The organism is Weissella sp. ESL1139, assembly GCF_058506735.1.
The window spans coordinates 481,216-505,814 of record NZ_CP196375.1; the positions used below are offsets into that span (position 1 = coordinate 481,216).

The 24,599-nt window shown below is 38.9% G+C and carries 20 protein-coding genes; all 20 read left to right on the forward strand.

From position 1 onward, the window contains the following. Window positions 1–44 precede the first annotated feature (44 nt). The 20 genes from gntK to ACSYSF_RS02365 all read left to right on the forward strand — a co-directional run bounded on the left by gntK (window position 45) and on the right by ACSYSF_RS02365 (window position 24,516). Complete coding sequence (gene gntK, locus ACSYSF_RS02270) at window positions 45–1,577, forward strand: gluconokinase (protein ID WP_489868107.1); 1,533 nt, start codon at window positions 45–47, stop codon at window positions 1,575–1,577. Window positions 1,578–1,710: 133 nt separating this feature from the next. After that, complete coding sequence (locus ACSYSF_RS02275) at window positions 1,711–2,178, forward strand: PH domain-containing protein (RefSeq protein WP_489868108.1); 468 nt, start codon at window positions 1,711–1,713, stop codon at window positions 2,176–2,178. Then, window positions 2,168–3,613: a PH domain-containing protein gene (locus tag ACSYSF_RS02280; protein WP_489868109.1), complete on the forward strand. Its 1,446-nt coding sequence runs from the start codon at window positions 2,168–2,170 to the stop codon at window positions 3,611–3,613. The genes ACSYSF_RS02275 and ACSYSF_RS02280 overlap by 11 nt, the downstream gene beginning before the upstream one ends. 312 nt (window positions 3,614–3,925) lie before the next feature. Further along, complete coding sequence (locus ACSYSF_RS02285; protein ID WP_489868110.1) at window positions 3,926–5,665, forward strand: DUF2207 family protein; 1,740 nt, start codon at window positions 3,926–3,928, stop codon at window positions 5,663–5,665. A gap of 50 nt (window positions 5,666–5,715) precedes the next feature. Continuing rightward, window positions 5,716–6,273, forward strand: a complete 558-nt coding sequence (locus tag ACSYSF_RS02290; protein ID WP_489868111.1) for a LemA family protein — start codon at window positions 5,716–5,718, stop codon at window positions 6,271–6,273. Then, a complete protein-coding gene (locus ACSYSF_RS02295) occupies window positions 6,255–8,006 on the forward strand; it encodes a DUF2207 family protein (protein WP_489868112.1) in 1,752 nt (583 codons plus the stop codon). The genes ACSYSF_RS02290 and ACSYSF_RS02295 overlap by 19 nt, the downstream gene beginning before the upstream one ends. A gap of 160 nt (window positions 8,007–8,166) precedes the next feature. Beyond that, window positions 8,167–9,669, forward strand: a complete 1,503-nt coding sequence (locus ACSYSF_RS02300; RefSeq protein WP_489868113.1) for a gluconate:H+ symporter — start codon at window positions 8,167–8,169, stop codon at window positions 9,667–9,669. Between the two features lie 209 nt (window positions 9,670–9,878). Beyond that, entirely contained in the window at window positions 9,879–11,144 is a 1,266-nt protein-coding gene (yfmF, locus tag ACSYSF_RS02305; RefSeq protein ID WP_489868114.1) for an EF-P 5-aminopentanol modification-associated protein YfmF, read from the forward strand. Next, complete coding sequence (gene yfmH / locus ACSYSF_RS02310; protein ID WP_489868115.1) at window positions 11,134–12,423, forward strand: EF-P 5-aminopentanol modification-associated protein YfmH; 1,290 nt, start codon at window positions 11,134–11,136, stop codon at window positions 12,421–12,423. The genes yfmF and yfmH overlap by 11 nt, the downstream gene beginning before the upstream one ends. 60 nt (window positions 12,424–12,483) lie before the next feature. Beyond that, window positions 12,484–13,422: a helix-turn-helix domain-containing protein gene (locus ACSYSF_RS02315; protein ID WP_489868116.1), complete on the forward strand. Its 939-nt coding sequence runs from the start codon at window positions 12,484–12,486 to the stop codon at window positions 13,420–13,422. A 22-nt stretch (window positions 13,423–13,444) separates the two neighbouring features. Continuing rightward, window positions 13,445–14,029, forward strand: coding sequence for a CDP-diacylglycerol--glycerol-3-phosphate 3-phosphatidyltransferase (gene pgsA, locus ACSYSF_RS02320; protein WP_489868117.1), 585 nt, complete (start codon window positions 13,445–13,447; stop codon window positions 14,027–14,029). A 117-nt stretch (window positions 14,030–14,146) separates the two neighbouring features. Continuing rightward, window positions 14,147–14,617, forward strand: a complete 471-nt coding sequence (locus ACSYSF_RS02325) for a nicotinamide-nucleotide amidohydrolase family protein (protein ID WP_489868118.1) — start codon at window positions 14,147–14,149, stop codon at window positions 14,615–14,617. 91 nt (window positions 14,618–14,708) lie between these two features. Further along, on the forward strand, window positions 14,709–15,872 hold the full coding sequence (recA, locus tag ACSYSF_RS02330; RefSeq protein ID WP_489868119.1) for a recombinase RecA: 1,164 nt from the start codon (window positions 14,709–14,711) through the stop codon (window positions 15,870–15,872). Between the two features lie 187 nt (window positions 15,873–16,059). Then, window positions 16,060–18,342 carry an RNA polymerase recycling motor HelD gene (helD, locus tag ACSYSF_RS02335; protein WP_489868120.1) on the forward strand — a complete coding sequence of 761 codons (2,283 nt, stop codon included), beginning with the start codon at window positions 16,060–16,062 and terminating at the stop codon, window positions 18,340–18,342. A gap of 6 nt (window positions 18,343–18,348) precedes the next feature. Beyond that, window positions 18,349–19,293 carry a type I pantothenate kinase gene (gene coaA / locus ACSYSF_RS02340; protein ID WP_489868121.1) on the forward strand — a complete coding sequence of 315 codons (945 nt, stop codon included), beginning with the start codon at window positions 18,349–18,351 and terminating at the stop codon, window positions 19,291–19,293. A 377-nt stretch (window positions 19,294–19,670) separates the two neighbouring features. Continuing rightward, window positions 19,671–20,462, forward strand: a complete 792-nt coding sequence (locus ACSYSF_RS02345) for a LysM peptidoglycan-binding domain-containing protein (RefSeq protein WP_489868122.1) — start codon at window positions 19,671–19,673, stop codon at window positions 20,460–20,462. A gap of 340 nt (window positions 20,463–20,802) precedes the next feature. Then, complete coding sequence (locus tag ACSYSF_RS02350) at window positions 20,803–22,341, forward strand: MDR family MFS transporter (protein ID WP_489868286.1); 1,539 nt, start codon at window positions 20,803–20,805, stop codon at window positions 22,339–22,341. A 5-nt stretch (window positions 22,342–22,346) separates the two neighbouring features. Next, complete coding sequence (locus tag ACSYSF_RS02355) at window positions 22,347–23,099, forward strand: DUF4811 domain-containing protein (protein ID WP_489868123.1); 753 nt, start codon at window positions 22,347–22,349, stop codon at window positions 23,097–23,099. 243 nt (window positions 23,100–23,342) lie between these two features. After that, window positions 23,343–23,543 carry a cold-shock protein gene (locus ACSYSF_RS02360; protein WP_489868124.1) on the forward strand — a complete coding sequence of 67 codons (201 nt, stop codon included), beginning with the start codon at window positions 23,343–23,345 and terminating at the stop codon, window positions 23,541–23,543. 76 nt (window positions 23,544–23,619) lie between these two features. Further along, window positions 23,620–24,516 (forward strand): RluA family pseudouridine synthase, encoded by an 897-nt coding sequence (locus ACSYSF_RS02365; protein WP_489868125.1) that lies wholly within the window; start codon window positions 23,620–23,622, stop codon window positions 24,514–24,516. Window positions 24,517–24,599 lie beyond the last annotated feature (83 nt).

Sequence of the window (24,599 nt, forward strand, 5' to 3'; positions counted from 1 at the left end):
GGTGAAGTAATATGCAAAATATTAAGATGTGAGAGGATATATTAATGGATTACCTAATTGGTGTTGACTTAGGAACGACGTCAACCAAAGTGGTGTTATTCGATAAGAAGGGGCACGTAATTGCGAGTGCCAACAAGGGTTACAAGCTATACCGTGACGCACCAGACATGGCTGAAGAAGATCTTGATGAAATCTGGGAGGCCTTTACTGACGCGATGGCACAAGTTACGCGTTCTGCAAAGGACGGTAAGATTCTAGGTGTATCATTTAGTTCAGCAATGCACTCTTTGATTGCGTTTGATAAAGACTGGCAACCATTAACTCGTGTGATTACATGGGCTGATGCACGTGCCGTTAAGTATACTGAAGAATTAAAGGCTAATGGTATTGGTGATGAAATTTACAGTAAAACTGGAACACCAATTCACCCAATGGCACCTTTGTCAAAGTTACTTTGGTTAAAGAATGACCATGCTGATATCTATAATAAGGCAGCTCATTACCTAGGAATTAAGGAATACTTGTTCCACCGGTTGTTTGATGCAAACCGCATGGATTATTCAATCGCATCAGGTACTGGTATGTTTAATATCTTTAACCTTGATTGGGATGAACAAGCTTTGTCAGTAACGGGTGTTAAGAAAGAACAAATGCCAGAACCAGTTGATCCATACACGATTGAAACGGGTATGAATAAATTGTACGCTGCTGAAATGGGCTTGGATGTTGACACACCATTTATTTACGGTGCTGGTGATGGCCCATTATCAAACTTGGGTGTTAATGCCATCCAAGAAGGGGTTGCCGCTGTAACCATTGGTACTTCTGGTGCCATTCGTGTTGTAACTGATGCACCTAAAATTGATCCAAAGGGTCGTACCTTTACGTATGCTTTGGATAAGGATCACTGGGTTGTTGGTGGACCTGTTAACAACGGTGGGGATGTCTTCCGTTGGGCCCGCGATAACATGTTTGATTCAGAAAAATCAACTGCTGAACTACTAGGTATTGATTCATATGACCTATTAACTGAAATCGCATCTAAGATTCCAGCTGGTGCTGACGGTCTTTTGTTCCATCCATATCTTGGTGGTGAGCGTGCACCAATTTGGGATGCTAACGCGCGTGGTTCATTCTTTGGCTTGACTCACAATCATACGCGTGCTCACATGGTGCGTGCCGTGCTAGAAGGAATCATCTTTAACATTTACATGGTTTCATTAGCACTTGAAGAAGTTGTTGGTGATTTGAAGGCTATTCAAGCAACGGGTGGTTTTGCTCGTTCACCACTATGGCGTCAAATGGCTGCTGACATTTTTGAGCAACCAGTAACTGTGCCAAAGGCCTTTGAATCAGGTGCGCTAGCTGCCACAGTTATGGCACAAAAGGCGTTGGGACTTGTTGATAATCTAGAAGTTATTGGTGACATGATTGGTGAAGCTAATACTTACCAACCAAATCCTGATAATTACGACGCATATCGTGAATTATCACCAATCTTTATTCGTTTGTCACGTCAGTTGCAAACAGAGTATTCTGCAATTGCCGATTACCAACGTACACATATTAAAAAGTAACGACGTATAAGTCAGCAAGAAGCTAAGGTAGTATACCTTGGCTTTTTTTGTTAGCAAGTTAATCATATACAAATAACTTGAAATTAATATCACTTTCAAGTATCCTAGTGGTCAAATTGGGGGAGTTATGTATATGGAAGAACAATTACCAAGTAATATTAAAAGGGTGTGGTTTTGGCAAGCCGGCATTGACTTATTAATTGCCATAATCGCTGTGGTGATTTTAGTTGTGTTTCATTATATTTGGAATTGGTCATGGTGGATTGTCATTATTGTCGGTATTATTGGACTAATTGATGCAATTGTTGAATTTAGTTTAGTACCGTATCGCTATCAATTTTGGCATTATCATATTGCACCACATAATATTGAAGTGACGAAGGGCTTTTTTGTGCGCAAAACAGTTGCCGTACCAATTCTACGTGTCCAAGACGTGACCTTATCTGCTGGGCCATTATTACAAATGCAAAAGTTGCAAGGTGTGCAAGTTCATACAGCAGCAGCTTCACATGATATTGGCTTTTTCGACGAAGCAACAGCCACCAAACTTAAACAACAAATTATGGCACTAGCCAAAGAGGAAGATGTTTATGATAGCTAAGGGCAAGCATTTACATTGGTTAGCAATCGTTGTGTTCTTAATTGCGGATATTAAATCTTGGTGGTGGTTACTTGTTTTAGTATTATTGAACGGCATCGGTTGGTGGCTAATTTTTGCGGCTGCTATTCTAGAAGTTGTCAGTCTGTGGTTCCAATATGCAACCTTTACTTATGTGTTTGATGAGCACGAAATTATTATTAAACGGGGTTTGTTTAATAAAAAAGAGTCACATTTGCAATATGCTAAAATTCAAACGCTGCAAACAAAACAATGGTTTTTCATGGTCCCATTAAATTTGGTGAGCTTAAAAATTGAAAGTTCAGCGCATGTGACTGACAGGGCGGAAATTAGCATTCCTATCATCAGTATGCATGAAGTCGAACAATTAGAACAGTTACGCCAAACAGCTGAGAATAAACACACTGAAGTTAACCCAGAATCAGTGGTAACAGTAGCGGATTCAGATCAACCGCAGCAACATTATCGGATTAAGTCACGTGATTTAAATTTGTATGCAGCGACCTCATTTACAGTCGCACCAATTTTAGCAGGACTAGGCGTAATATATAATTGGTTGGATGAAATTTTGCCTAAAAATTGGTTAGACGGTGTTGTTGATATATTCGGTAATCAGGATGGTGTATTGCTGATTTCTGAGTTAATTTTTCTATTAATAATATCGGTTATTATTTCATACTTATTGATTGTGCAACGAAATTATCATTTTACAATGACTAAAAAAGCTGAACAATTAAGTATTGAAAAGGGCTTTTTCCAAAATAATAAAGTATCTGTAAAATTAAATCGAATCCAGGGACTTGTTTATGAGCAATCATGGTTACGTCAGTTATTGCATTTAACGACAGTTCAAGCTTTAGTTGCTGCTAATGCTTCAGATGATGAAGATAGTGGTGCTGTGGTGGTGATGCCAGTTGTGCAAAGTAAAGATGTGACATCACAAATTAGCAAGTTTGTTAATTGGGCACCTGAACAAACCGTAGTGTCTGACAATTGGTATCAAACGAATCGTCGCGGGCAGTGGTCATTGATTCGTAATATGGTTGTCGCAACTCTGGTGGTTATTGTACCAGTGAGTGTATTATGGTGGCCGTATGGTTTGCTTACTGCATTGTTATTACCAATTGCGGTCGGCTTGGCAGTTTATGCTGCAAAAGTAAATGGTATCGGTGTTAATACTAACCAGTTATTAGAAGTGCAGATTGGGCATTTATTTACCAAAAAACGTTACATGCTACCATTGAAGAATATTCAATCAATCAAATTATCACAAAGTGTTTTTATGCGTCATTCAAAATTGGTGCACGTCGAAGTACGTGTTCGGAGCGGTAATACAGAAGAACTTATGGAAGTACGCTATTTACCGGTAGACAAGGGTGCGAAAATCTTTGATTGGTTCAAACAAAACAGTCGTTAAAGGTCAGAGCGAGACAAAAGTCGTTTTGAAGCCGGTGTGTAACGGAGTTTGGCCGGTTTGCGGTTACAATATAAAACGGGTATTAATGAATCAAAAAGTAGGTTGAGACAGAAATGTCTCAGCCTACTTTTTTAACTAATCTTTAATCCATTCAAAACGTAAACTACAATACTTGTCAGAGTCCGAATGGTAAAACATGGCACTATTATACTATATTTATATAGAACTTAATGTTTTGTGAATAAATGGTGAAGTGTTAAGGTTAATATATAATTTTATTAGTTGTTTTTAATAATTAAATGGGTGGATATTATGGGGAAATTTAATAAACAATTGTGGCAACATTTTTGGTTTATTTTACCTTTGGCTATAATAACTTTGATGTTTAGTCAGGCGCCAACGATAAAAGCCGATCAAAATGTTGAGAGTATGAAGATTGATGTCGCTTTGAATGATCAGGGAACTGCATCCTTTACTGAAAATTGGGTTGTTGATGCCGATGAAGGTAGTGAAATTTACAAAACAATTAAACGGCAAAAGGGTCAAAAATTGTCAGATTATCATGTTAGTATGGACGGAGAATCGTTCCAGCGTGAAGCAGATTGGGACACGGAAGGTGATCGTGCTTCCAAAGCCTATGCATATGGTCAAAATGGTGATGAACTAAATTGGGGAATCACAAAATATGGTAAGCATCATTACAAGATTAAATACCGCATTAGTAATTTTGTTGAACAGACCAAAACCAAGCAAATGATTGCTTGGCAATTTGTCGATAAAGATGTTGAGATTGCACCACAGGATATTCAAATTAAGATTCATGATCCGAGCCAAAAGTTTGCCGCTAAGAACGGCTATGGTATTTGGGGCTTTGGGTTTGAAGGTAAGACTTCGTTTAACAATGGCCAGATTTTAGTTAAGAATGACAAGCAAATCAAAGATGACAATCGTGTCAAAATCATTATGAAAATACCGCGTCATACATACCCAACAGCCAATACTTCTAAACGTTCGTTTGATTCATATATGAAAGAGGCGTTTAAAGGTAGTGACTTTAATTATGACAAGTATAAGACTGGTGAAACTCAAAAAGATACGTCATATGATTGGCTTTGGAACCTAGGCTATGTTGCTGTATTCTTTGTTGTTTTTTACTTTAGCATGCGTCGTTATGGACGAAACAAGAATTACCATCGTTATTATCCAAAACTTAAAAAGTTGCAAACGGATACCAAAGGTGAGTATGTCCGTGAAATTCCAACGGATAATGATATTTTTGCCGGTTATTCATTTGTGGCCTCGTTGTTTTCGGATTTTGAATTAGCAGAAAATTATTTATCAGTTAGTATCTTGAGCTTGGTTAAAGCCGATTTACTTGAATTACAAGACGACGATGAGCAGTTAACGTTGGTTCTTAAAGCAGATGACGTATCTGATAAAGTACCAAATGGCCTGGCTAAATTATATAGTATGATGCAAGCCGCAGCAGAAGATAATCAAGTGACTGCCACAGATCTATCTTCATATTTTGATAAGAACAAGAAGGATTATTTTAAAATTTGGGCTATCTGTACAATAGACAGTAACGAATATGGTGAGCAACGTGATTTAATTTATCCAAAAGATGAGTATCAAACTAATGATGCCAAAGAAACTAAAGCAAATGCTTATGCACAAAAGCATAACGGTAGTGCTTTGACGAAGGAGGGATTAGCCGTCCGTGCTGATTTTGTCCGTTTGAAGAATTATCTTGAAGATTTTACATTGTTAGAGGAACGGACACCAAAAGAAGTTGGTCTCTGGGATAACTTGATGCTGGCAGCAACAGCTTTGGGAATTGCTGAAGAGGTTGCAAATGCATTAGATGAAGTTTATCCAGAATACCGTGATGAAAGTATTTACTATCAAACGACAGCTTATCCATTCTATAGTACTTATGGTTTTGCGACTGATAGCATGGAGATGTTTATTGACAGTGGTAACGGTGGTTCAACCAGTTCTGGTGGTGGTGGTAGTTTTGGTGGTAGCTCCGGTGGTGGTGGCTTCCGCTAAACGATTTATAAGCAATAGGTTTAAGAGATTTATACAGGAGGTACAACATTATGATTTGGTTAATCATTTTGATTGTCATAATTGTGATTATAGTTGGCTGGGTTATCGCTGTTTATAACGGTTTAGTAAACCAACGTGAGAATGTGCGTAATGCGATGGGTCAAATCGCTGCCCAAGTCGAAAGTCGTTGGGATGCGATTACGAATTTAATGCAAGCAACACAAAACTATCAATCGTATGAGCAAGAAACATTGGAAAAGATTGTCCAAGAACGTAAAACGGTTACTGATCAAGCTTCGGTGGCTGATATTGATGAGGATCAGCAAAAATTTGCAAGTGTCCTGGGCGTTGTTAATGCATTAGCTGAGCAATATCCAGATTTGAAGACTAATACGGTGTATCAACAAACAATGACGGCTGTTAGTGAATTTGAGAATAAAGTCCGTCTTTCACGTATGGTTTATAACGATACAGTTACAAAGTTAAATCGGAAAATTCAAATCTTTCCTAACTTTATGATTGCTGGTGCAATGGGTTTCAATAAAGAAACTTATTTCCAAAATACCGAAGGAAAACAGGAGATGCCACAATGGGAAAAATCAGAGTAAAATCACTCTGGTTGACGTTGCTGACATGTTTAGCAACCATTTTTATTGTCGGCAACACCCAGAGTATTCAGGCTGACCAAACTGTTAATCAGATGGACATTAATGTTTCTTTAGATGACCAAGGAACCGCTTATATCACTGAAGATTGGTCGGTGACAGCAGATGAAGGTAGTGAGATATATAAAGTTGTTAAATTGGTTGGTCCACAAAAGCTTTCAGATTACCAAGTTAGTATGGATGGACAAGCTTTTCAACGAAAAAATAATTGGAACACCAAAGCTAATCGGCAACAAAAGGCCAATCGATACGGCCAAAATGGGGATGAGTTAAATTGGGGAATTACTAAATACGGTACCCATCAATATCGCATTCAGTATCAAATTAGTAATTTTGTTGAACAAACCAAAACAAAACAAATGATTGCCTGGCAATTCTTGGATAGTGATGTGGCAATTGCACCAAAGCAAATGAAGGTCACTATCCAGGATCCTAATCGTCAATTTTCGGTAAATAACGGCTACGGTGTTTGGGGATTTGGTTTTGAAGGTAAAACTGCTTTTAAAAATGACAAATTAACGATGCAAAGTACCAGTGCTATTTTGGAAGATGATTACGTCAAAATGATTGTACAAATTCCAAAGGGGACTTATGCTACTAATTATCATTCTAATCGAACCTTTGATGCGTATATTAAAGATGCGTTCAAAGGTAGTGATTATGATTATCACGATTATAAAAATGGTCAGACCGTTACTAATGACCGCGCTGTGCGGATAGTCATTTGGGTCATGGTTGCCATCGGCGTGGTCTTTATTGCCATCACTATTTGGATTATTCAAAAGTATCGTAACTATCGGAAATATTATCCAAAGATGAAAAAGTTACAAGCACAAACCAAAGGTGAGTACCGGCGTGAAGTGCCAACGGGTAGTATTTATAATACATATCTGTTCTTCAGTGATATGTATTCGCTAACAGATACTTTAGATAACTTTTTGACGGTTGGCTTATTACAATTGGTTAAAGATGGCCAGATTACGATGGAGGAAGAGCCAAGTACATTTGGTAAGCCTAAAGCGAAGTTTGTCTTAACTGATAAACCAGTTGCCGATGACGCACCGGCGCCAATTAAGCGCTATTATAAAATTATGACCGCAGCAGCCCATGATGGCGTTGTGACGCAAAAGGGGTTGTCTAAGTATCTAAATGGTAGTAGCTCACGTCATAAGAAGTTGACAATGGATTACCGTACTTATAGTCGTGAGTACCTTGAAGGTCATGATTTGATGTATCCTAAGGACGCCAAGAAAATTCGCACCGGTGATAAGAAACTTGATTCAGCTAATCGAATTGCCGGTTGGATTGCATCATGTCGTACAAAACCAGCTGGCTTTGAAGTTAAACAAGACCTTGCCCGGTTAAAGAACTATTTGGAAGAATTTACATTATTAGATGAACGTGCACCGCAAGAAGTTGGCCTCTGGGATGACTTAATGATTGCAGCTGCTGCGTTTGGTATTTTGGAAGAAGTTGCTGATGAACTAGCAAAAGTATATCCAAATTATCAACAAGATAGCGTTTATTATTATAGTTCAAGGTATCCATTCCGTTTGGTCAACCATTTCAGTACTAGTGTTGCCACACAAACACGCTCATCCGGTGGTGGTGGTTCAACCAGTTCCGGCGGCGGTGGTAGCCACGGCGGTAGCTCTGGTGGTGGTGGTTTCCGCTAAAATTATAATTTTGAAAATGATGGTTTATTTAATAAAATAAGTCATCATTTTTTCATGAAATCATTGTTTTTAATTAGTGAAAGGTTGTACAATATAAAAGTTGAGCAATCGCTTACAATTTCATGTGAGCGAAATTTTTTGATTGTAGAGGTTAGTGTACATGCTTACTATGCTAGCGGGATTATCTATTGATAAAGCGACAGGGTTATATCAGTGGGTTATGAATGGCTTAAACGTTTGGCCATTCATAATTTTGATATTAGGAATTGCCGTTTTGCTATTTTTCATCCTAAAGTTAAATGTTAACACCTTCGTGGCGTTAATTATTACATCTATTTTAGTTGCCCTTGGTTTGGGAATGAATCCAGCTGGAATTGCGGATGCCTTAAAGGATGGTATCGGCGGTACCATGGGGGAGCTAATTATTGTCTTTGGATTCGGATCGATGATTGGTCGTCTGGTTTCGGATTCAGGTGGTTCATATCGAATTGCGACAACTTTGATTAACAAATTTGGTAAGAAACGATTGCAATGGGCCGTTGCCGGTGCATCATTTATTATCGGAATTTCTTTGCTATTCGAAGTTGGTTTGGTTGTTTTGATTCCGATTGTCTTCACAATCGCGCTTGAAGCTGAAGTGCCTTTGCTTTATTTGGGTATTCCTATGGCTGCTGCTTTGTCAGCTGCGCAAGGATTTTTGCCACCACAGCCATCACCAACAGCCGTCACAAATATTTTGGGTGCTAATATTGGTATCGTTTTGATGTACGGTATCTTAGTTGCGATTGTGGCCATGTTAGTGGCTGGTCCATTGTTCACACGTGTGATTCAAAAGATTGAGCCAAAGGCTTTCAAAATTACCAAGAAGCTAGATGCAATTGGTGAAGTTAAGACTTTTAAGCTAGAAGATACGCCATCATTTGGTTTGTCAATTTTGACATCATTGATGCCTGTATTCTTTATGTTGATTTCAACTATTTACACATTAACAGTTAATGGTGGAAAGCAAGTATATGCCGGTAAAATTGGTGATGCTGGTTGGAAAGCCATGACGCATGCCGCTCAAAGTGGTTACATTGTGGATCCAACGACATTAGACAAGATTATCGCTATGTTTGGAAATCCAGTAGTTGCAATGGTTATTGCCATGGCCTTTGCTATTTGGTCAATGGGACCAAAGCAAGGTCGTACCATGGGTCAAGTTGGTGATTCAATGAGTGATGCGCTAAAGTCAATTGCTAATTTGTTGATGGTTATTGCTGGTGGAGCTGCCTTCAAGGGTATCCTAACTGCTGGTGGTATTTCAGATGCTATTGCATCAGCTTTCTCAAACACATCATTGTCACCAATCATCTTTGCATGGTTGATTGCCTTGATTCTACGTGTGTCAGTCGGTTCAGCAACGGTTGCTGGTTTGACGACTGCCGGAATCGTGGCACCATTGGTTGCTAGTCAAAGCGCTGTTAATCCAGCCTTTGTTGTACTAGCTATCGGTGCTGGTTCAGTTGGTCTATCACACGTTAACGATGCTGGTTTCTGGATGTTTAAGGAATTCTTTGACTTAGACGTTACGCAAACTTTGAAGATTTGGACAGTGCTAGAAACACTCATATCAATTGTTGGTTTGATTGTTGTCCTAATATTGTCAGCTATCTTCTCTTAAAATTTAATTTAAAACAGGGATTGAGCGTACTCAATCTCTTTTTTTATACCTTAATTTTCAATAAGGTTTTTTTAATACGTAAATGAAAAGCTGGCAACAAGTAGTTCGTAAGTTTATACTTGGAAGCGATTGCTTTTCTATATAGCAGTAGATAATTTAAATGAAAGCGAAAATACAAATCAGGTGTTTTCATTAGAGTAGGTACCGTTGTGTTTACAAAAGAAATTCAAAATGGGGTCTTTGTGCATGTGTTGCCAACCAAACAATTTGCGACAACCCATATTGCCGTTAATTTTACGCAACAATTACAAGCAGCAACCTTAGATGCCCGGGTGCTCGCTAGCAATATGCTAGAAACAGCATCTAAAAAATATGACTCACAAACCAAACTCGCTAAAGCTTTAGATGAAATGATGGGGGCAGCGTTTGGGACAGAAGTCTTTAAAATTGGTCAGCTACATACTGTACGTTTACAACTAAATTTAGTGCACGATAGTTTTGTGACTGATGGGCAGTCATTGTTGAATCACGGTTTTGACTATTTAAATGAAGTCATTAATAACCCAATGGGGGATGATGAGCAAGGTTTTTCTCCAGTGATGTTTAATCGCCAACGTGAGGTTTCATTAGATGAAATTGCTGGGTTGAAGGATGACAAACCCTTTTATGCATTGCGCCAAGCATTAAATACGTATTATGGTACGAGTATCCAAGCCTCACCAGCATTTGGAACGCCGCAGGGGATAGCCGCAGTAACACCCCAGACGGCTTGGCAAGTTTGGCAAGACAGTGTTGCGCAAGATCGCGTTGATATTGTGGTTGTGGGGGATGTCGACACTGCAACTGTGATTGATTTAGCGCAAGAGATTCACTTTGCACCACGAACGACGCAATTAAATGCGCATTATCATCAAACTTTATGGCCAGCGGTCAAAAAAATTCAACAGTCAGATGATGTTGTCCAAGCACGTTTGGTATTAGGATATGCGCTGACAGTTACCGAAGATGAGCATTATGCAGCCACGGTATTTAATGGTATCTTTGGTGGTTTGGCAAATTCACGTTTACTATCAAATGTGCGCGAGAAGCTTGGTTTGGTTTACGGTATTTCATCTGATTACAATCCTTATACAGATTTATTGTTGGTTGAAGCCGGTGTGGATGCTGATAATTTGCCCTTGACGGTGACAAAAGTTAATGAAGAACTCAAAAGTCTACAAGAAACTTTAGTCTCAGATGAAGCGTTAAACATTGCTAAGCAATTAATTAAAAATGCCTATACGATGACACTAGACCAACAATTATATGTTGCTGACCGTTGTTATAATCAGTGTTTATTGCAACGTGTCGTCAGCGATGAAGATTATTTAAATAAAATTGATGCCGTAACTGCTGAACAGGTACGTGATATTGCAAATAAAGTTACTTGGCAATTACATTATGAGATGATTGGAGGAACGTCAAATGGTGAATAGTACGCAAAATTTTCTACCATCTGAACATCATGTGGTGCTGGATAATGGCTTACATGTTCATTTATTGCCACGTCCTGGTTTTCATCAAATTGTTGGTGTAGTGGGCGTTGATTATGGTGCGCGCGACAATACTTTTATCGAGAATGGACAAGTTGTCCAACAACCAGCTGGGATTGCGCATTTTGTTGAACATCGTTTGTTTGCCCAACCTGATTATGACGCTTTTGCACGTTTGAGTGATTTAGGCGCAATGGCAAATGCTTTTACGACCCAGTCACGGACAAGTTATTATGTTGCCACGGCGGTTGATAATTGGGCGCCTTTGCAGGAACTATTTACTTTTACACAGGAGCCTTATTTTGATGCACCGTCAGTCCAACGTGAACAAGAAATTATTACGCAAGAAATTGATATGTACGAAGATGATATTAATTCACGAGTATTTCGTTTAATTTTGGCACGTTTGTATCCACAAGATCCATTAGGAACGGACATTGCGGGGACCGCTGAATCGGTACATCAAATTACACCGGCTCAGTTGACCGCAGCTTATGAAGCTTTTTATCAACCACAGAATATGGATGTGGTGATTACTGGAGCATTTGATGAACAAGAAATGTTGGCTTTTATTAAACAATCGCCAGCTGGTCAACGTCAAAGTACGCAAATTGTTGAAAAAATAACGCCAACGTTACAACCAATTGACACACAGACCTTGGAATTATCATTACCAGTGGCTCGCAATAAAGTTGTTTTAGGTCAGCGTTGGGAGTTAGACTTTGCGACGATGAACCGGCGTGATATATTAAAAGTGGCAATTGTTGGTAGCTTGGCGCTTGATTTGGTGTTTGGCGAGTTTTCACCAGCTTATATGGATTGGTATAATGATGGTCTAATCGATGATAATTTTAGTGCTGAGTTCGATACGGAACGTCAATTTGCTTATTTGACAGTTGTTGCTGAGACTGCTGAACCCGAAGAAGTGCTTGAAAAAGTTAAGCACATGCTAGATGATTTATCTGAAGCCGTTGTAGCTTTGCAAGATAGTTTTGCATTAATTAAAAATGGCTTATTAAGTCGCTTAATTAATAAGTTAAATGAATTAGAGGAAATTGCCATTCGTTTTGAAGGACAGACTTTTGACGAGGCGACATTGCAGGATGAAATTGCAACACTGCAAAGTTTATCGTATGAAGAAATGTTAACAATTTTAACAACAACAACATTTAGTCCCATCGCAAGTATAATCATTCGTTCTGATGTAACAGAATTATGTTAAAATAAATAAGAATGCAATTATAATTATTATGCTAAATTGAAAAGTTAGGATGAGAGATGTATGAATGAAGAACGCAAAAGCGCTATTGGACAAGAGCTTCAGCAAGCTCGTCTTGATAAAGGCTTATCATTAGATGATATTCAACAATCAACAAAAATTCAAAAGCGTTATTTAGCAGCAATTGAAAGCGGGCAGTTTGATCAATTGCCAGGTGCATTTTATGAGCGTGCTTTTGTGCGGCAATATGCAACTGCTGTTGGTTTAGATGCGGCTGCTTTCATGGAGAAATATGAAGACGAAGACGACAAACCAGCCGAGCCTGACTTGAGTGCTGCGCGTGTAGATGCTGACAATGTCACCCGTGCCGGTATGCATCAGCCAGAAGAAACTGTTGCTGACAAGACTCGCAATATGATGCCAAAAATCATTATTGGGGTTGTGGTCATTGCCATTATTGCCATTATCTGGGTAGTGGTTTCTTCATTTGCAGGTTCTGCTAAGGAAGAATCTAACGAAAAATCAAATGTTTCAGTGACAACGTCAAAGGTTGTTGATAAATCTTCATCAAAGAAGTCTGAAACAAAGGCTTCATCAACCAAGGATGAATCAAGTTCATCATCAAAGGCATCATCAGCTAAGTCATCTTCAGAAAAGAAGACACCTAAAGCTGATAAGGTTGAGTTAGGTGAGGGTGAAGTTAACGGTTCTGCTATTAATTACGGTTCTGTTAAAGCACCAAACAAGCCAATGAAGATGCAACTAAAGGCAGTTGATGGTTCATCATGGATGCAAGTTAGCGATGCTAATGGTAAGGTTATTTGGAACGGTACTGTTGAAGATAAAGATACACAAGAAATTGAAATTCCTGAAACTGCAACGGGGGTTGTTGTTTCAATTGGAAATGCGTTAGCAACTCAAGTATCATTAAATAATCAAAAAATTGATTTGCAATCACAAAATGCTAGTGTATGGCGTTTGGGTATGAACTTTACGCGATAGAATGTAGGAGTAAATAAGAGAAATGAATTTACCTAATAAATTAACTGTTTTTCGCATTATACTGATTCCAGTATTTATGCTATTGCTATCTTTGCCACTTGATTGGGGAACATTGAGCTTTCTTGGCGCAACGTTACCAGTGACGCATTTGATTGCAGCCATTGTATTTATCGTCGCTTCATTGACTGACTTGGCCGATGGTAAAATTGCACGTAAGCATCATTTGGTAACCAATTTTGGTAAGTTTGCTGATCCATTAGCTGATAAGCTATTGGTTATGACAGCATTGATTTACTTTGTTCAATTTGATTGGGTACCAGCATGGATGGTTGCCATTATCATTATTCGTGAGTTGGCAATTACTGGTTTGCGTACTTTGATTGTTGAAAACAATGGTAAGGTCTTAGCTGCAGCAATGCCTGGAAAGATTAAGACGATGTCACAAATGATTTCAATTGCTTTCTTCTTGTTGCACGATATGATCTTCGCAGCAGTTAATATTCCATTTGCTATGATCATGATGTGGATTGCTTTGATTGCAACCATTTACTCAGGAATCGACTACTTCTACAAGAATCGTGAAGTATTCGCTGATGGTTTTAAGTAAAGCTGATTAAATAAATTGAGGTTGAGACTTTTGCGAGTCTTAGCCTCATTTTTGTTATACTAAATAAAAGACATTTTTACGATTATTGCATCTTTATTAGGTGAAAGGAGACTAATCATGCAACAACAATTAGTCGGTAAGCTACTAATCGATAAGCAACAAACTATTACTTCAGCAGAATCATTGACAGCAGGGCTATTTGTCGCCACGTTAGCAGAAGTTAGCGGCATTTCCGCCGTGTTACCTGGTGCTTTTGTGACTTATGCACCAGCGGCTAAAACACAGTTGGTTGATGTACCAAAAGATATGATCGCAACGTATGGGGTTGTATCAAGTGAGGTTGCTCAAGCAATGGCGGCAGGTGCCCAAAATAAATTACAAACGGATTGGGCAGTTAGCTTTACGGGTGTCGCGGGTCCGGATGCTTTGGAAGGTCACCCAGCAGGAACAGTTTATATTGGCATTGCAAAGCCAAATGGGGAAACGCTCGCACAGGTTTACCATTTCCAAGGTGAGCGTCAAGAAGTTCGCGAAAGTAGTGTAAATGCTGGTTTTGATTGGTTAGCAGAATTACTGACTGACGCCTGATTAATAGATGGATAAAGATTGAAAAAACGTACATATTAGTTTATACTATAAATGCGTTAAGTTAAAACTAACAAACGGAGGCCTAAAAAACATGGCAACAGGAAAAAATATTAATCCAAGTAAGAAACTAGAAGGTAAAATTACTGATCCAAAGGAGCGTCAAACGGCTTTAAATGATGCTTTGAAGAAGATTGAAAAATCATTTGGTAAGGGTTCTGTGATGAAGCTTGGTGATAGTAAGTTTACAAAAGTTGAATCAACACCAACTGGTTCACTAAAGCTGGATGTTGCTTTGGGAATTGGTGGCTATCCTAAGGGACGTGTTGTCGAAATATACGGACCAGAATCTTCAGGTAAGACGACGTTGGCCTTGCACGCCGTTGCTGAATCGCAAAAGAACGGTGGTATCGTTGCTTATATCGATGCTGAAAATGCAATGGATGTTACCTATGCAAAGGCATTGGGTGTTGATGTTGATGAATTACTATTGTCACAACCAGACACTGGTGAGCAAGGATTGGCAATCGCTGATGCGTTGATTGCATCAGGAGCAATTGATATGGTCGTTATTGATTCCGTTGCTGCTTTGACACCTAAGGCAGAGATTGATGGTGAGATTGGTGATTCATCAGTTGGTTTGCAAGCACGTATGATGTCACAAGCTTTGCGTAAGATGTCAGGAGCTATCTTAAAGACTGGTACTACAGCAATTTTCATTAACCAATTGCGTGAAAAGATTGGAGTGATGTTTGGTAACCCTGAAACAACACCAGGTGGACGTGCGTTGAAGTTTTACTCAACAGTCCGTTTGGACGTTCGTCGTAAAGGTGGGATTGATGCAACCAAAGCCGATGGTGACAATGTGAAGTCAGTTGGTAACCTAACTCGTATCAAGGTTGTTAAAAATAAGGTTGCCGCACCATTCCGTGAAGTTGAAGTTGAAATTCTCTTCGGTAAAGGAATTTCAAAGACGGGTGAAATGATTGATTTGGCTGCTGACAAAGATATTATTGTAAAGTCTGGTTCATGGTTCTCTTACAAGGGTGAAAAGATTGGTCAAGGTAAGGTCAATGTGATTCGCTGGTTAGAAGCGCCAGAACACAAAGAAATTTATGATGAGATTTATGATCAAGTCCGTTTGGCTTACATTGGTGGCCAAGATGGTTCAGCTGATGCCCCAGATGCAGCAAAAGATGATGCTGCTGACGACAATGCAACAGAAGATGAAATTCCATTGGATATTGATGAAAAATAATAAGTCGTAATAAATGATGACATATAAGGCTGGGATACTGAGGTATTCCGGCCTTTATTACGTCAAGTATTAATTGTTTTACATTGTAAGCTTAAATGACTTTTGTTACACTCTCTCACAAATAACTAGCTAAACGAGCCAAAGTGGTGTAACATAGAATCACTAATTTTTATCGGGGGAAGTTGCCATGATGCCGTACGAGGCAGAACAAAAACGCTTAGATTTTGTATTAGAGAAGATTCAAGATGCTAAAGCGGAAAATAAATTACAGCAAACGAATGCTGCTACTAAAAAGGCCGATGTAGATGATGGTTGGAAGGATGTTCGTTTCAAATCATCAACCTATAGTAGTTTATTTGAAACAGCGATGTCAGTTCGCCAACAACAGCAAATGTTACAAGAACGTGAGTTGGCCATGAATTCAGCTGAACATCAAGCTGTTGTTCTGGACCGTTTACAAGAACGGCCTTATTTTGCGCGCATTGATGTGCAAGAAAAGGGGATGGATAAGGTTGATCAAATTTATATCGGTTTGTCATCATTTTCTGATGGTCCCGATAACTTTTTGATTTATGACTGGCGTGCACCAATTTCTTCAATTTACTATGATGGTGGTTTGGGTAATGTGACTTATGCAACACCAGATGGTAAGCAAGATGCGTATGTATCATTGAAGCGTCAATTCCAAATTGAAGATGGTACGATTGTGACCATTTTTGATACTGATGAGGCTGTAGGTGATCAAATGTTGTTGAATGCCGTGTCAGGTGAATCAACGACTAAAATGAAGTCAATCGTTACGACCATTCAAAAAGAACAAAACAAAATTATTCGTGATACAGCTTCTGAACTATTATTTGTGCAAGGAGCAGCGGGTTCAGGAAAGACGTCAGCTGTTTTGCAACGTGTTGCCTATCTATTGTATCGTTATCGTGGTCATTTGACTTCTGGCCAAGTGGTGCTATTCTCACCTAATCAGTTGTTTAATGATTATATTGATCAAGTGTTGCCTGAACTTGGTGAGCAAAATATGATTCAAATGACTTTCTATCAATATGCATCACGTCGTTTGCCAAAATTACAACTGGAAACACTACAAGAACGTTTCGAAGCGCAACCAGCAGGCGTGACGAAGCAGATTATTGATTTGAAGGGGACGAGTGCTTACTTTAAAGCTATGCAACGTTATGCGAAGGGATTAAACCAACAACATATTAAGTTGCGGGTAATTAAATTCCGCGGTAAGGAAGTAATTAGTAAAGACCGGATTGCCGAAATTTATTATTCATTTAATGAAAACTACAATTTAGGAAATCGTCTTCAAGCAACTAAAGAACAACTTATGAAAATCCTACAAGGCAAGGCAAGTAATGAAGTGCATGCTGATTGGGTTGAAGAGGAAGTTCAAAATCTAAGTAAAGAACAATATGATACGATGTTGCGTGACAAGCCACGTGAATTTGAGTCTGACGATGATGAATATAAGTTTATTGCCAAGCAAATTGTGATGAGGGCTTTTAAACCAGTTATTCGTGGTGTTAATCGTAATCACTTCATTAATATCAATGAACAATTTGTGCATTTCTTAAAGTCAGTGCCCAACTTTATTGATTTGGCAGCGTATAATATAAGTAGGAATGATTGGCAAGACGGTGTTAAGCGCACGATTGAACAGATGCGCCAAGGTGCTTTGCCAATGGCCGACATGACACCATATATGATGTTGTTTGACCTAATTAAGGGTAGTCGTGGTGAACGTGATATTCGGTTTGTGTTTATTGATGAAATTCAAGATTACACACCATTCCAATTGGCCTTTTTGAAGTTCAGTTTCCCAAAGGCACGCTTCACAATGCTGGGTGATTTAAATCAAGCTATTTTTACCAAAGAAAATGCGGTGAGTTTACAAGATGAATTGGCGCAATTATTTGATCCAGAAAAGTCAGAATATGTTGAATTAACGCAAACTTATCGTTCAACGCAACAAATTACTGATTTTTCAAAGGATATTTTGTTAGATGGTGCGCAAATCGATGCCTTTGAACGTGCGGGTACTTTACCAGTTATTTCAGTGGTTGATTCAGTCACTGAAATGATAGCTGGGGTGAAAGACCAATTAGCAGCTAACCTTGCTGCTAAGGAAACGACAGCCATTATTACGAAGACATTGGCAGATGCCGAAGAAGCGTATACAGCTTTACGTAATCAAGTAGATGTGACGGTCATTCGGACAGAGAACCAACGTTTAGTACCTGGTACAATTATCGTGCCAGCTTATTTGGCAAAAGGTCTGGAATTTGATGCGGTTATCATGTGGGATGCTTCTGCGGATGTTTACCATGGTGATGATGAGCGTCAGTTAGTTTATACAATCGCTTCACGTGCTATGCATCAATTGACCATATTTGCGGTACAAGAATTAACACCGTTATTAGCGGGTGTGGCGGATGACTTATACGAGAAGAGGTAGGATGTGATGGCGACAGCACCGTTAAATTTTGCTGTTTTTAGTAGGGACGATTGGCAACAATTAGCCAGTCATTATGTGGCACCAGAAAAATTACAAATGACGCCACAGTTATTGCAAAACATTAAAGCTTATAATGATAGGATTTCAGTATCAGACGTTTTTGATATTTATGGACCACTCGTCAGCTATATCAAATTGCGTTATGATCAATATCATCGCGATTTGTCTGAGCGTGCTGAATTTTTGGGCCGTCCAGCAGCACCAGGACCATTTGTGATTGGTATTGCTGGTTCAGTTGCCGTTGGTAAATCAACAACCGCCCGTTTGCTTCAGTATTTATTACAAGAAGCTTTTCCACAAAAGCAAATTGCTTTAACAACGACAGATGGTTTTTTAATGTCTAATGCAACGCTTAAGGAGCAAGGACTTTTTGACCGTAAAGGTTTTCCAGAGTCATATGATATGCCAGCTTTATTATCATTTATGGATGATTTAAAAGATGGTAAACCACAAGTTTCATCACCTAAGTATTCACATGAGCAATCAGATGTGTTGGTGGGTGAGTATGAAATATTTGAGAACCCTGATATTTTTATCATTGAAGGAATTAATACATTACAAGCATCAAAAGATACACCTGTTTATATTTCAGATTTCTTTGATTTATCAATTTACGTTGATGCGCAGACTGAATTAATTGAAGAGTGGTATATTGATCGGTTTAAGTCATTGTTGTCAGCTGCCCGAGAAAGTGGGGATGCTGAAAACTTTTTTGCAGCATACGATGCCTTAACATTAGATGAAGCCGTGGTCGAAGCGACCAAAGTTTGGCAACAAGTTAATTTACCTAACTTAAATGAGTACATTTTACCGACACGCGAACGTGCTGACTTAGTATTACATAAGCAAGCAAACCATGAAATTGATACGATTTGGTTACGAAAGTTCTGAAAAAATTACTTATCAAAATGACAAAAATGTAACAAATAATAGCAAAGACCGAAAATTTAAAAGTTTTCGGTCTTTCTTTTACAAAAAATTGTTAAAAAAGAGTAATGATTAACTGGTTAATGAATTTAAATAAAAGTATAAAAACGTTGATTTTATAAGGCTAGCAGCTGCTTTGTTACAAAAACATTACTTAAAATAATCGTAAGAAATAGCTAGTGAAACTTCGCGTAATGTTTACGAAACATTTATGCCGATGAGATTGGTAAACTAATAATTGTCGTTGAGTGCTAGAGGCACACAACTCGTACCCGAGAGTCACGGGTTATAAATACTAAAAAAGATAATTTAAGTTTCCAAAACAGGAGTATATTAATTTTATGAGTAAAGTTAAACAAACAGCTTTAGCAGTTGCCGGTGTTGCATCAGTCTTCGTTGCTGGTTCATCAATCGTAGATGCCGCTTCAACATATACAGTTAAGCAAGGTGATTCTTTGTCAGCACTTGCTGATAAGTTTAATATGACAGTTGATGACTTGGTTAAGTCAAACAACTTGAAAGATGCCAACATGATTTTTGTTGACCAAAAAATTCAAGTACCAGATGCAGAAGATTTGGCTGCTTCTGATGTCCAATCATCAGCAACTGATGCTGCTAGCGATGCTGCATCACAAGCAATGTCACAAGCTGCATCATCAGCTGCTGCAAGTTCAGCTGCCGCTGCATCATCAGCCGCATCAGCTAGCTCAGCTGCTGCATCACAAGCTGCCGCAGAAAAGGCTGCTGCTAGTGAAGCTGCCCAACAAGAAGCTGCTCCTGCACAAACACAAGAAGCTGCACAACCAGCCCAACAAGAAGCTGCTCCTGCACAACAAGCACCAACTCAACCACAACAACAATCAGCTACACCAGCAGCTGGTGGTTCAACTAAGGCACAATTCTTAGCTGCCGGTGGTACTGAAGCATTGTGGAACAGTGTTGTTATGCCTGAGTCAGGTGGAAATCCTAATGCCGTTTCACCAAATGGTTACCACGGACTTGGTCAAACCAAAGAAGGTTGGGGATCAGGATCTGTTGCTGACCAAACTAAAGGTATGGTAAACTACGCTACTTCACGTTATGGTTCAGTTCAAAATGCAACTGCATTCCGTGCTGCTAACGGTTGGTGGTAAGATTAACTCAAATTAATATTCAAAAAGATTGAGCGTTTCTCGTTCAGTCTTTTTTTATGCCTTTAACAAATATTTAAATAAAAATTTGATGAAATTGTGAAATAATCACAAACGGGTGCTACTAAAATCTATAATTACTGTAAGGGATTTCAATATGGTGCCAATTATATGTATAGTGAATACTTAAATGTAACTAAAAATTAGTAAGTGATTTCAATGTGACCAAAATCACAAACTTTGTTAAATTACTTGACAAAAGCCCTTGAAAAATTGTGATTGGCGATTTAGAATTAGTCATTGTGATTATAAATAAAAAACTATGGAGGAAAAAATGGCAAATATGAAACAACCAACCCTTGACATGAACGGTAAGCCTTTTAACCGTACAGCCATGGTTGCTGTCTTGTTGATTGGTACATTCGCTGGTGTGCTAATGCAAACGTCATTGGGTACGGCAATTCCAACCCTAATGCACGACTTTGATATTTCATTCTCAACAGCACAACAAGCAACAACATGGTTCTTGTTAGCAAACGGGGTAATGATGCCTGTTTCGGCATTTTTGTCTACGCGTATTAATACGAAAACACTTTATAACTTAGCATATGCTTTGTTGACGATAGGAATGGCAATGACTGCATTTGCGCCAGCACAAGCAAATATGTGGTGGGTTTTCTTAGCAGGACGTGTTATCACGGCGATTGCTGTTGGAGTTACCATGCCACTTATGCAAGTTGTTATGATTAACATTTACCCAATTGAGGAACGTGGTGCTGCCATGGGACTTAATGGTATTGTTATCGGGTTAGCACCTGCTATTGGACCTAGTCTATCAGGTTGGATTCTTGAAAAGGATCACGTCTTCTTAGGTTTGACAATTTCAGATTCATGGCGAACAATTTTTATTTTGCCTTTAATCGTTATCGCAATTGCATTTATTCTTTCATTCTTCTTTGTTAAGAATGTTTTGCCAACTAAGAAGATGAAGCTTGATGTACTATCATTTATTCTTTCTGTTGTCGGATTTGGTGTCTTCATTTGGGGATTTACCAACGTATCAACAGATGGTTGGGGCGATATGGATACAGTTATTGCACCTATTATTGCTGGTATTATCATCATCGCGCTCTTCGTTTGGCGTCAACTTAAGATGGATGTCCCATTTATGGATATTCGTGTCTTCAAGAACAAGCAATTCACTTTGACAACCATTGCCGTTATGATGACGATGATGGCTATGATGGGTGTGCAAATGATGCTACCTACTTATCTACAAAATGTTCACGGTATGTCAACACTAGACTCAGGACTAGTATTGTTACCAGGAGCATTGCTAATGGGGGTAATGGCACCAATTTCTGGTCGTACGTATGACCGTATCGGTGCAAAGCGTCTTGCAATTGTTGGTTTCGCAATTCTTGCATTAGGAACTTTCCCATTCATGTTCATCACAACTTCAACACCTGGTGCCTTTATTACAACTTTGTACGCACTACGTATGTTCGGTGTTGCCATGGCTATGATGCCATTGACTACGATGTCAATGTCAGTTTTGCCACCTGATGAAGCTGCCCATGCAACGGCATCTAACAACACGGCACGTCAAGTATCATCTTCAGTTGTCGTTGCTTTGTTGACATCAGTTACACAAAACATCATGACGAATAATCAACCAGGTAAAGCATTGCAAGCAGCTAACCCAATGCAATATGGTGCAGATATGTTAGATGCTTCAATGAAGGGATTCCGTGTTTCATTTGTCATTGGATTTGCATTCTCAATTGTTGGACTTATTTTGGCTTTGTTCTTACGTAAGGGTAAGATTTCACCATACGGCTCAACTAATGGCGTTTCAGTCAACGATGAAAAGGAGGACTAAGCTACATGATAATTATTGTATTAATTGTATTGTCAATTTTGACTTTCATATCATGGATGAATATTAATAATCGCACAACGCGTCTTGTAGCTGGTGTTATTTCATTTGCATTGTTGGCCGCAACAGTGTTCTTATTGACTGCTAATATGAATTCTCATTATGGTATGAAGAAGGTAACCACAACGTCTGAAAAGACAATTTATTCAGCCGGCGGATCAAAGTCACCAGCTGGTATGTTGATTACCCAACAACTTGGAACAAAATCTGGTAATTATGTGATGGTTTATGCAAATCATGAAGGTGATAAGGCAAAGCCTCACTATGTCCCAGATAAGGACAACATGACAGAAGCTGTTCATAAGCATGCAACTTACAAGACAGCTGATGTTAAGGAAGCTAAAGCTAAGACAGTTACAACTCGTTGGGAGTGGCAAAATGACTTCTTTAAGTGGATGCTAGACTTCGGTGGTGAAGGTCATTCACTTGTTAACCAAAAGACAACCGTTACAGTGCCTGAAAAGACATGGGTTGTTTTGAGTGCTAAACAAGCAAAGCAACTTACTGCTAAGCAAAAGGCTGCTGGTCAAGATAAAGCTGCTGCCGCTGCACAACAAAAGCAAATGCGTGATGCTGTGCAAGCCAAGGTTGCCGCTTATATGAAGGATAATCCAAAGGCTAGTGCTAACGATGTTGCCATGTATACCAAGGAAGCTACTGCTGAAATGACAGCAACTGCTATGAAGCAACTTCTAAAATAGTTAATTAATCAAACATTCACTGAAATTTGACCTTTGCGTTAATATTTAGTGAATGTTTTTTTATATAATCGGATATGATTTATTAACGATAAATATGTATGACAAAAACAAGTATCATTCATTAGAAACTCGTGTTATACTTAGACCATAGTTTGAAAGATTTTGTTTTATGTTTCTCGGAAATAAGGGCATCTTCGTTTTGGATTATTAATTTTTATGGCAAGATGCCAGGAGGTTTCAGACATGGAACAAGGAACAGTAAAGTGGTTTAACGCAGACAAGGGTTACGGATTTATCTCACGCGAATCAGGCGATGATGTATTCGTACACTTCTCAGCAATCCAAGCTGATGGCTTCAAGTCATTAGATGAAGGTCAAGCTGTATCATTTGAGGTACAAGAAGGTGACCGTGGTTTGCAAGCAGCTAACGTTACTAAGTTGTAATTAGCGCGCTTTAACCGATAAGAAGTCTGGGAGAATTTCTTCCAGACTTTTTTGTTTGTAATTTTGGAGATAGTCAATGACAACATCTTGGACAAAAACAATTATTTTACCAATAGATCAGCCCGCAATTTCAATTAAAGAGCAGTTAATTACTTGGCAAGTGCCAAAGCGGGTGCGTGGTAATTTTCGAATGGAGCAACGCTTACTTTTAAATGGTCGGTATCAGCCCACATCAACGGTTTTAAAGCCTGGGGATGAATTGACACTGACATGGTTGCCCCATGATTTTGTGACGCCAATTTCTGATTACGTACCAGATGATAGCCAGTCGCTGTCAGTGTTATTTGAAAATGATGATTTTATGGTGGTTAATAAGCCAAAGGGTGTTAAATCCCATCCAAATTCTCCTGGTGAGGATGGGACAATGATGAATTTTGCCCAAGCATATTTGCTACCACAACACAAACACGCGTATATGGTACATCGTTTGGACGGCCAAACCACCGGTGCCTTGATTATTGCTAAAGTGCCATATGTCGTGCCCATGTTAAATCAAATGCTACGTGATAAAACAATTAAGCGGACGTATTTAGCTTGGGTAGATGGTGTTTTAACTGAACAACAGGATGTTGTGAACTTGCCGATTGGTGATCATCCAACTAATAAACGACTACGTCAAATTAATGGTGCACATGCAAGGAATGCGGTTACCCATTGGACCAAAGTCAAAACGGTTTATCAACATACGCTAGTACGTCTAGCCTTAGAAACAGGTCGGACTCATCAAATTAGGCTTCATATGGCAGCCATTGGTCATCCGTTAGTGGGGGATGACCTTTATAATCCGCAAACAACTTATGCAGATGGTCTATTATTACATTCAGCATCGGTACAAATTTCGGTGCCATTTACCAATAAAATAAAATTAATTGGGGCGCCACTACCGCCTGATTTCCCAATAAATCTTAAGTAATTGTCTGTATTCCTTAAGAATTGTAAAAATTTTCTTTCGAATTGTAATGATTTTGTTAAGAATCTTTGTTACTATTAAAGAAC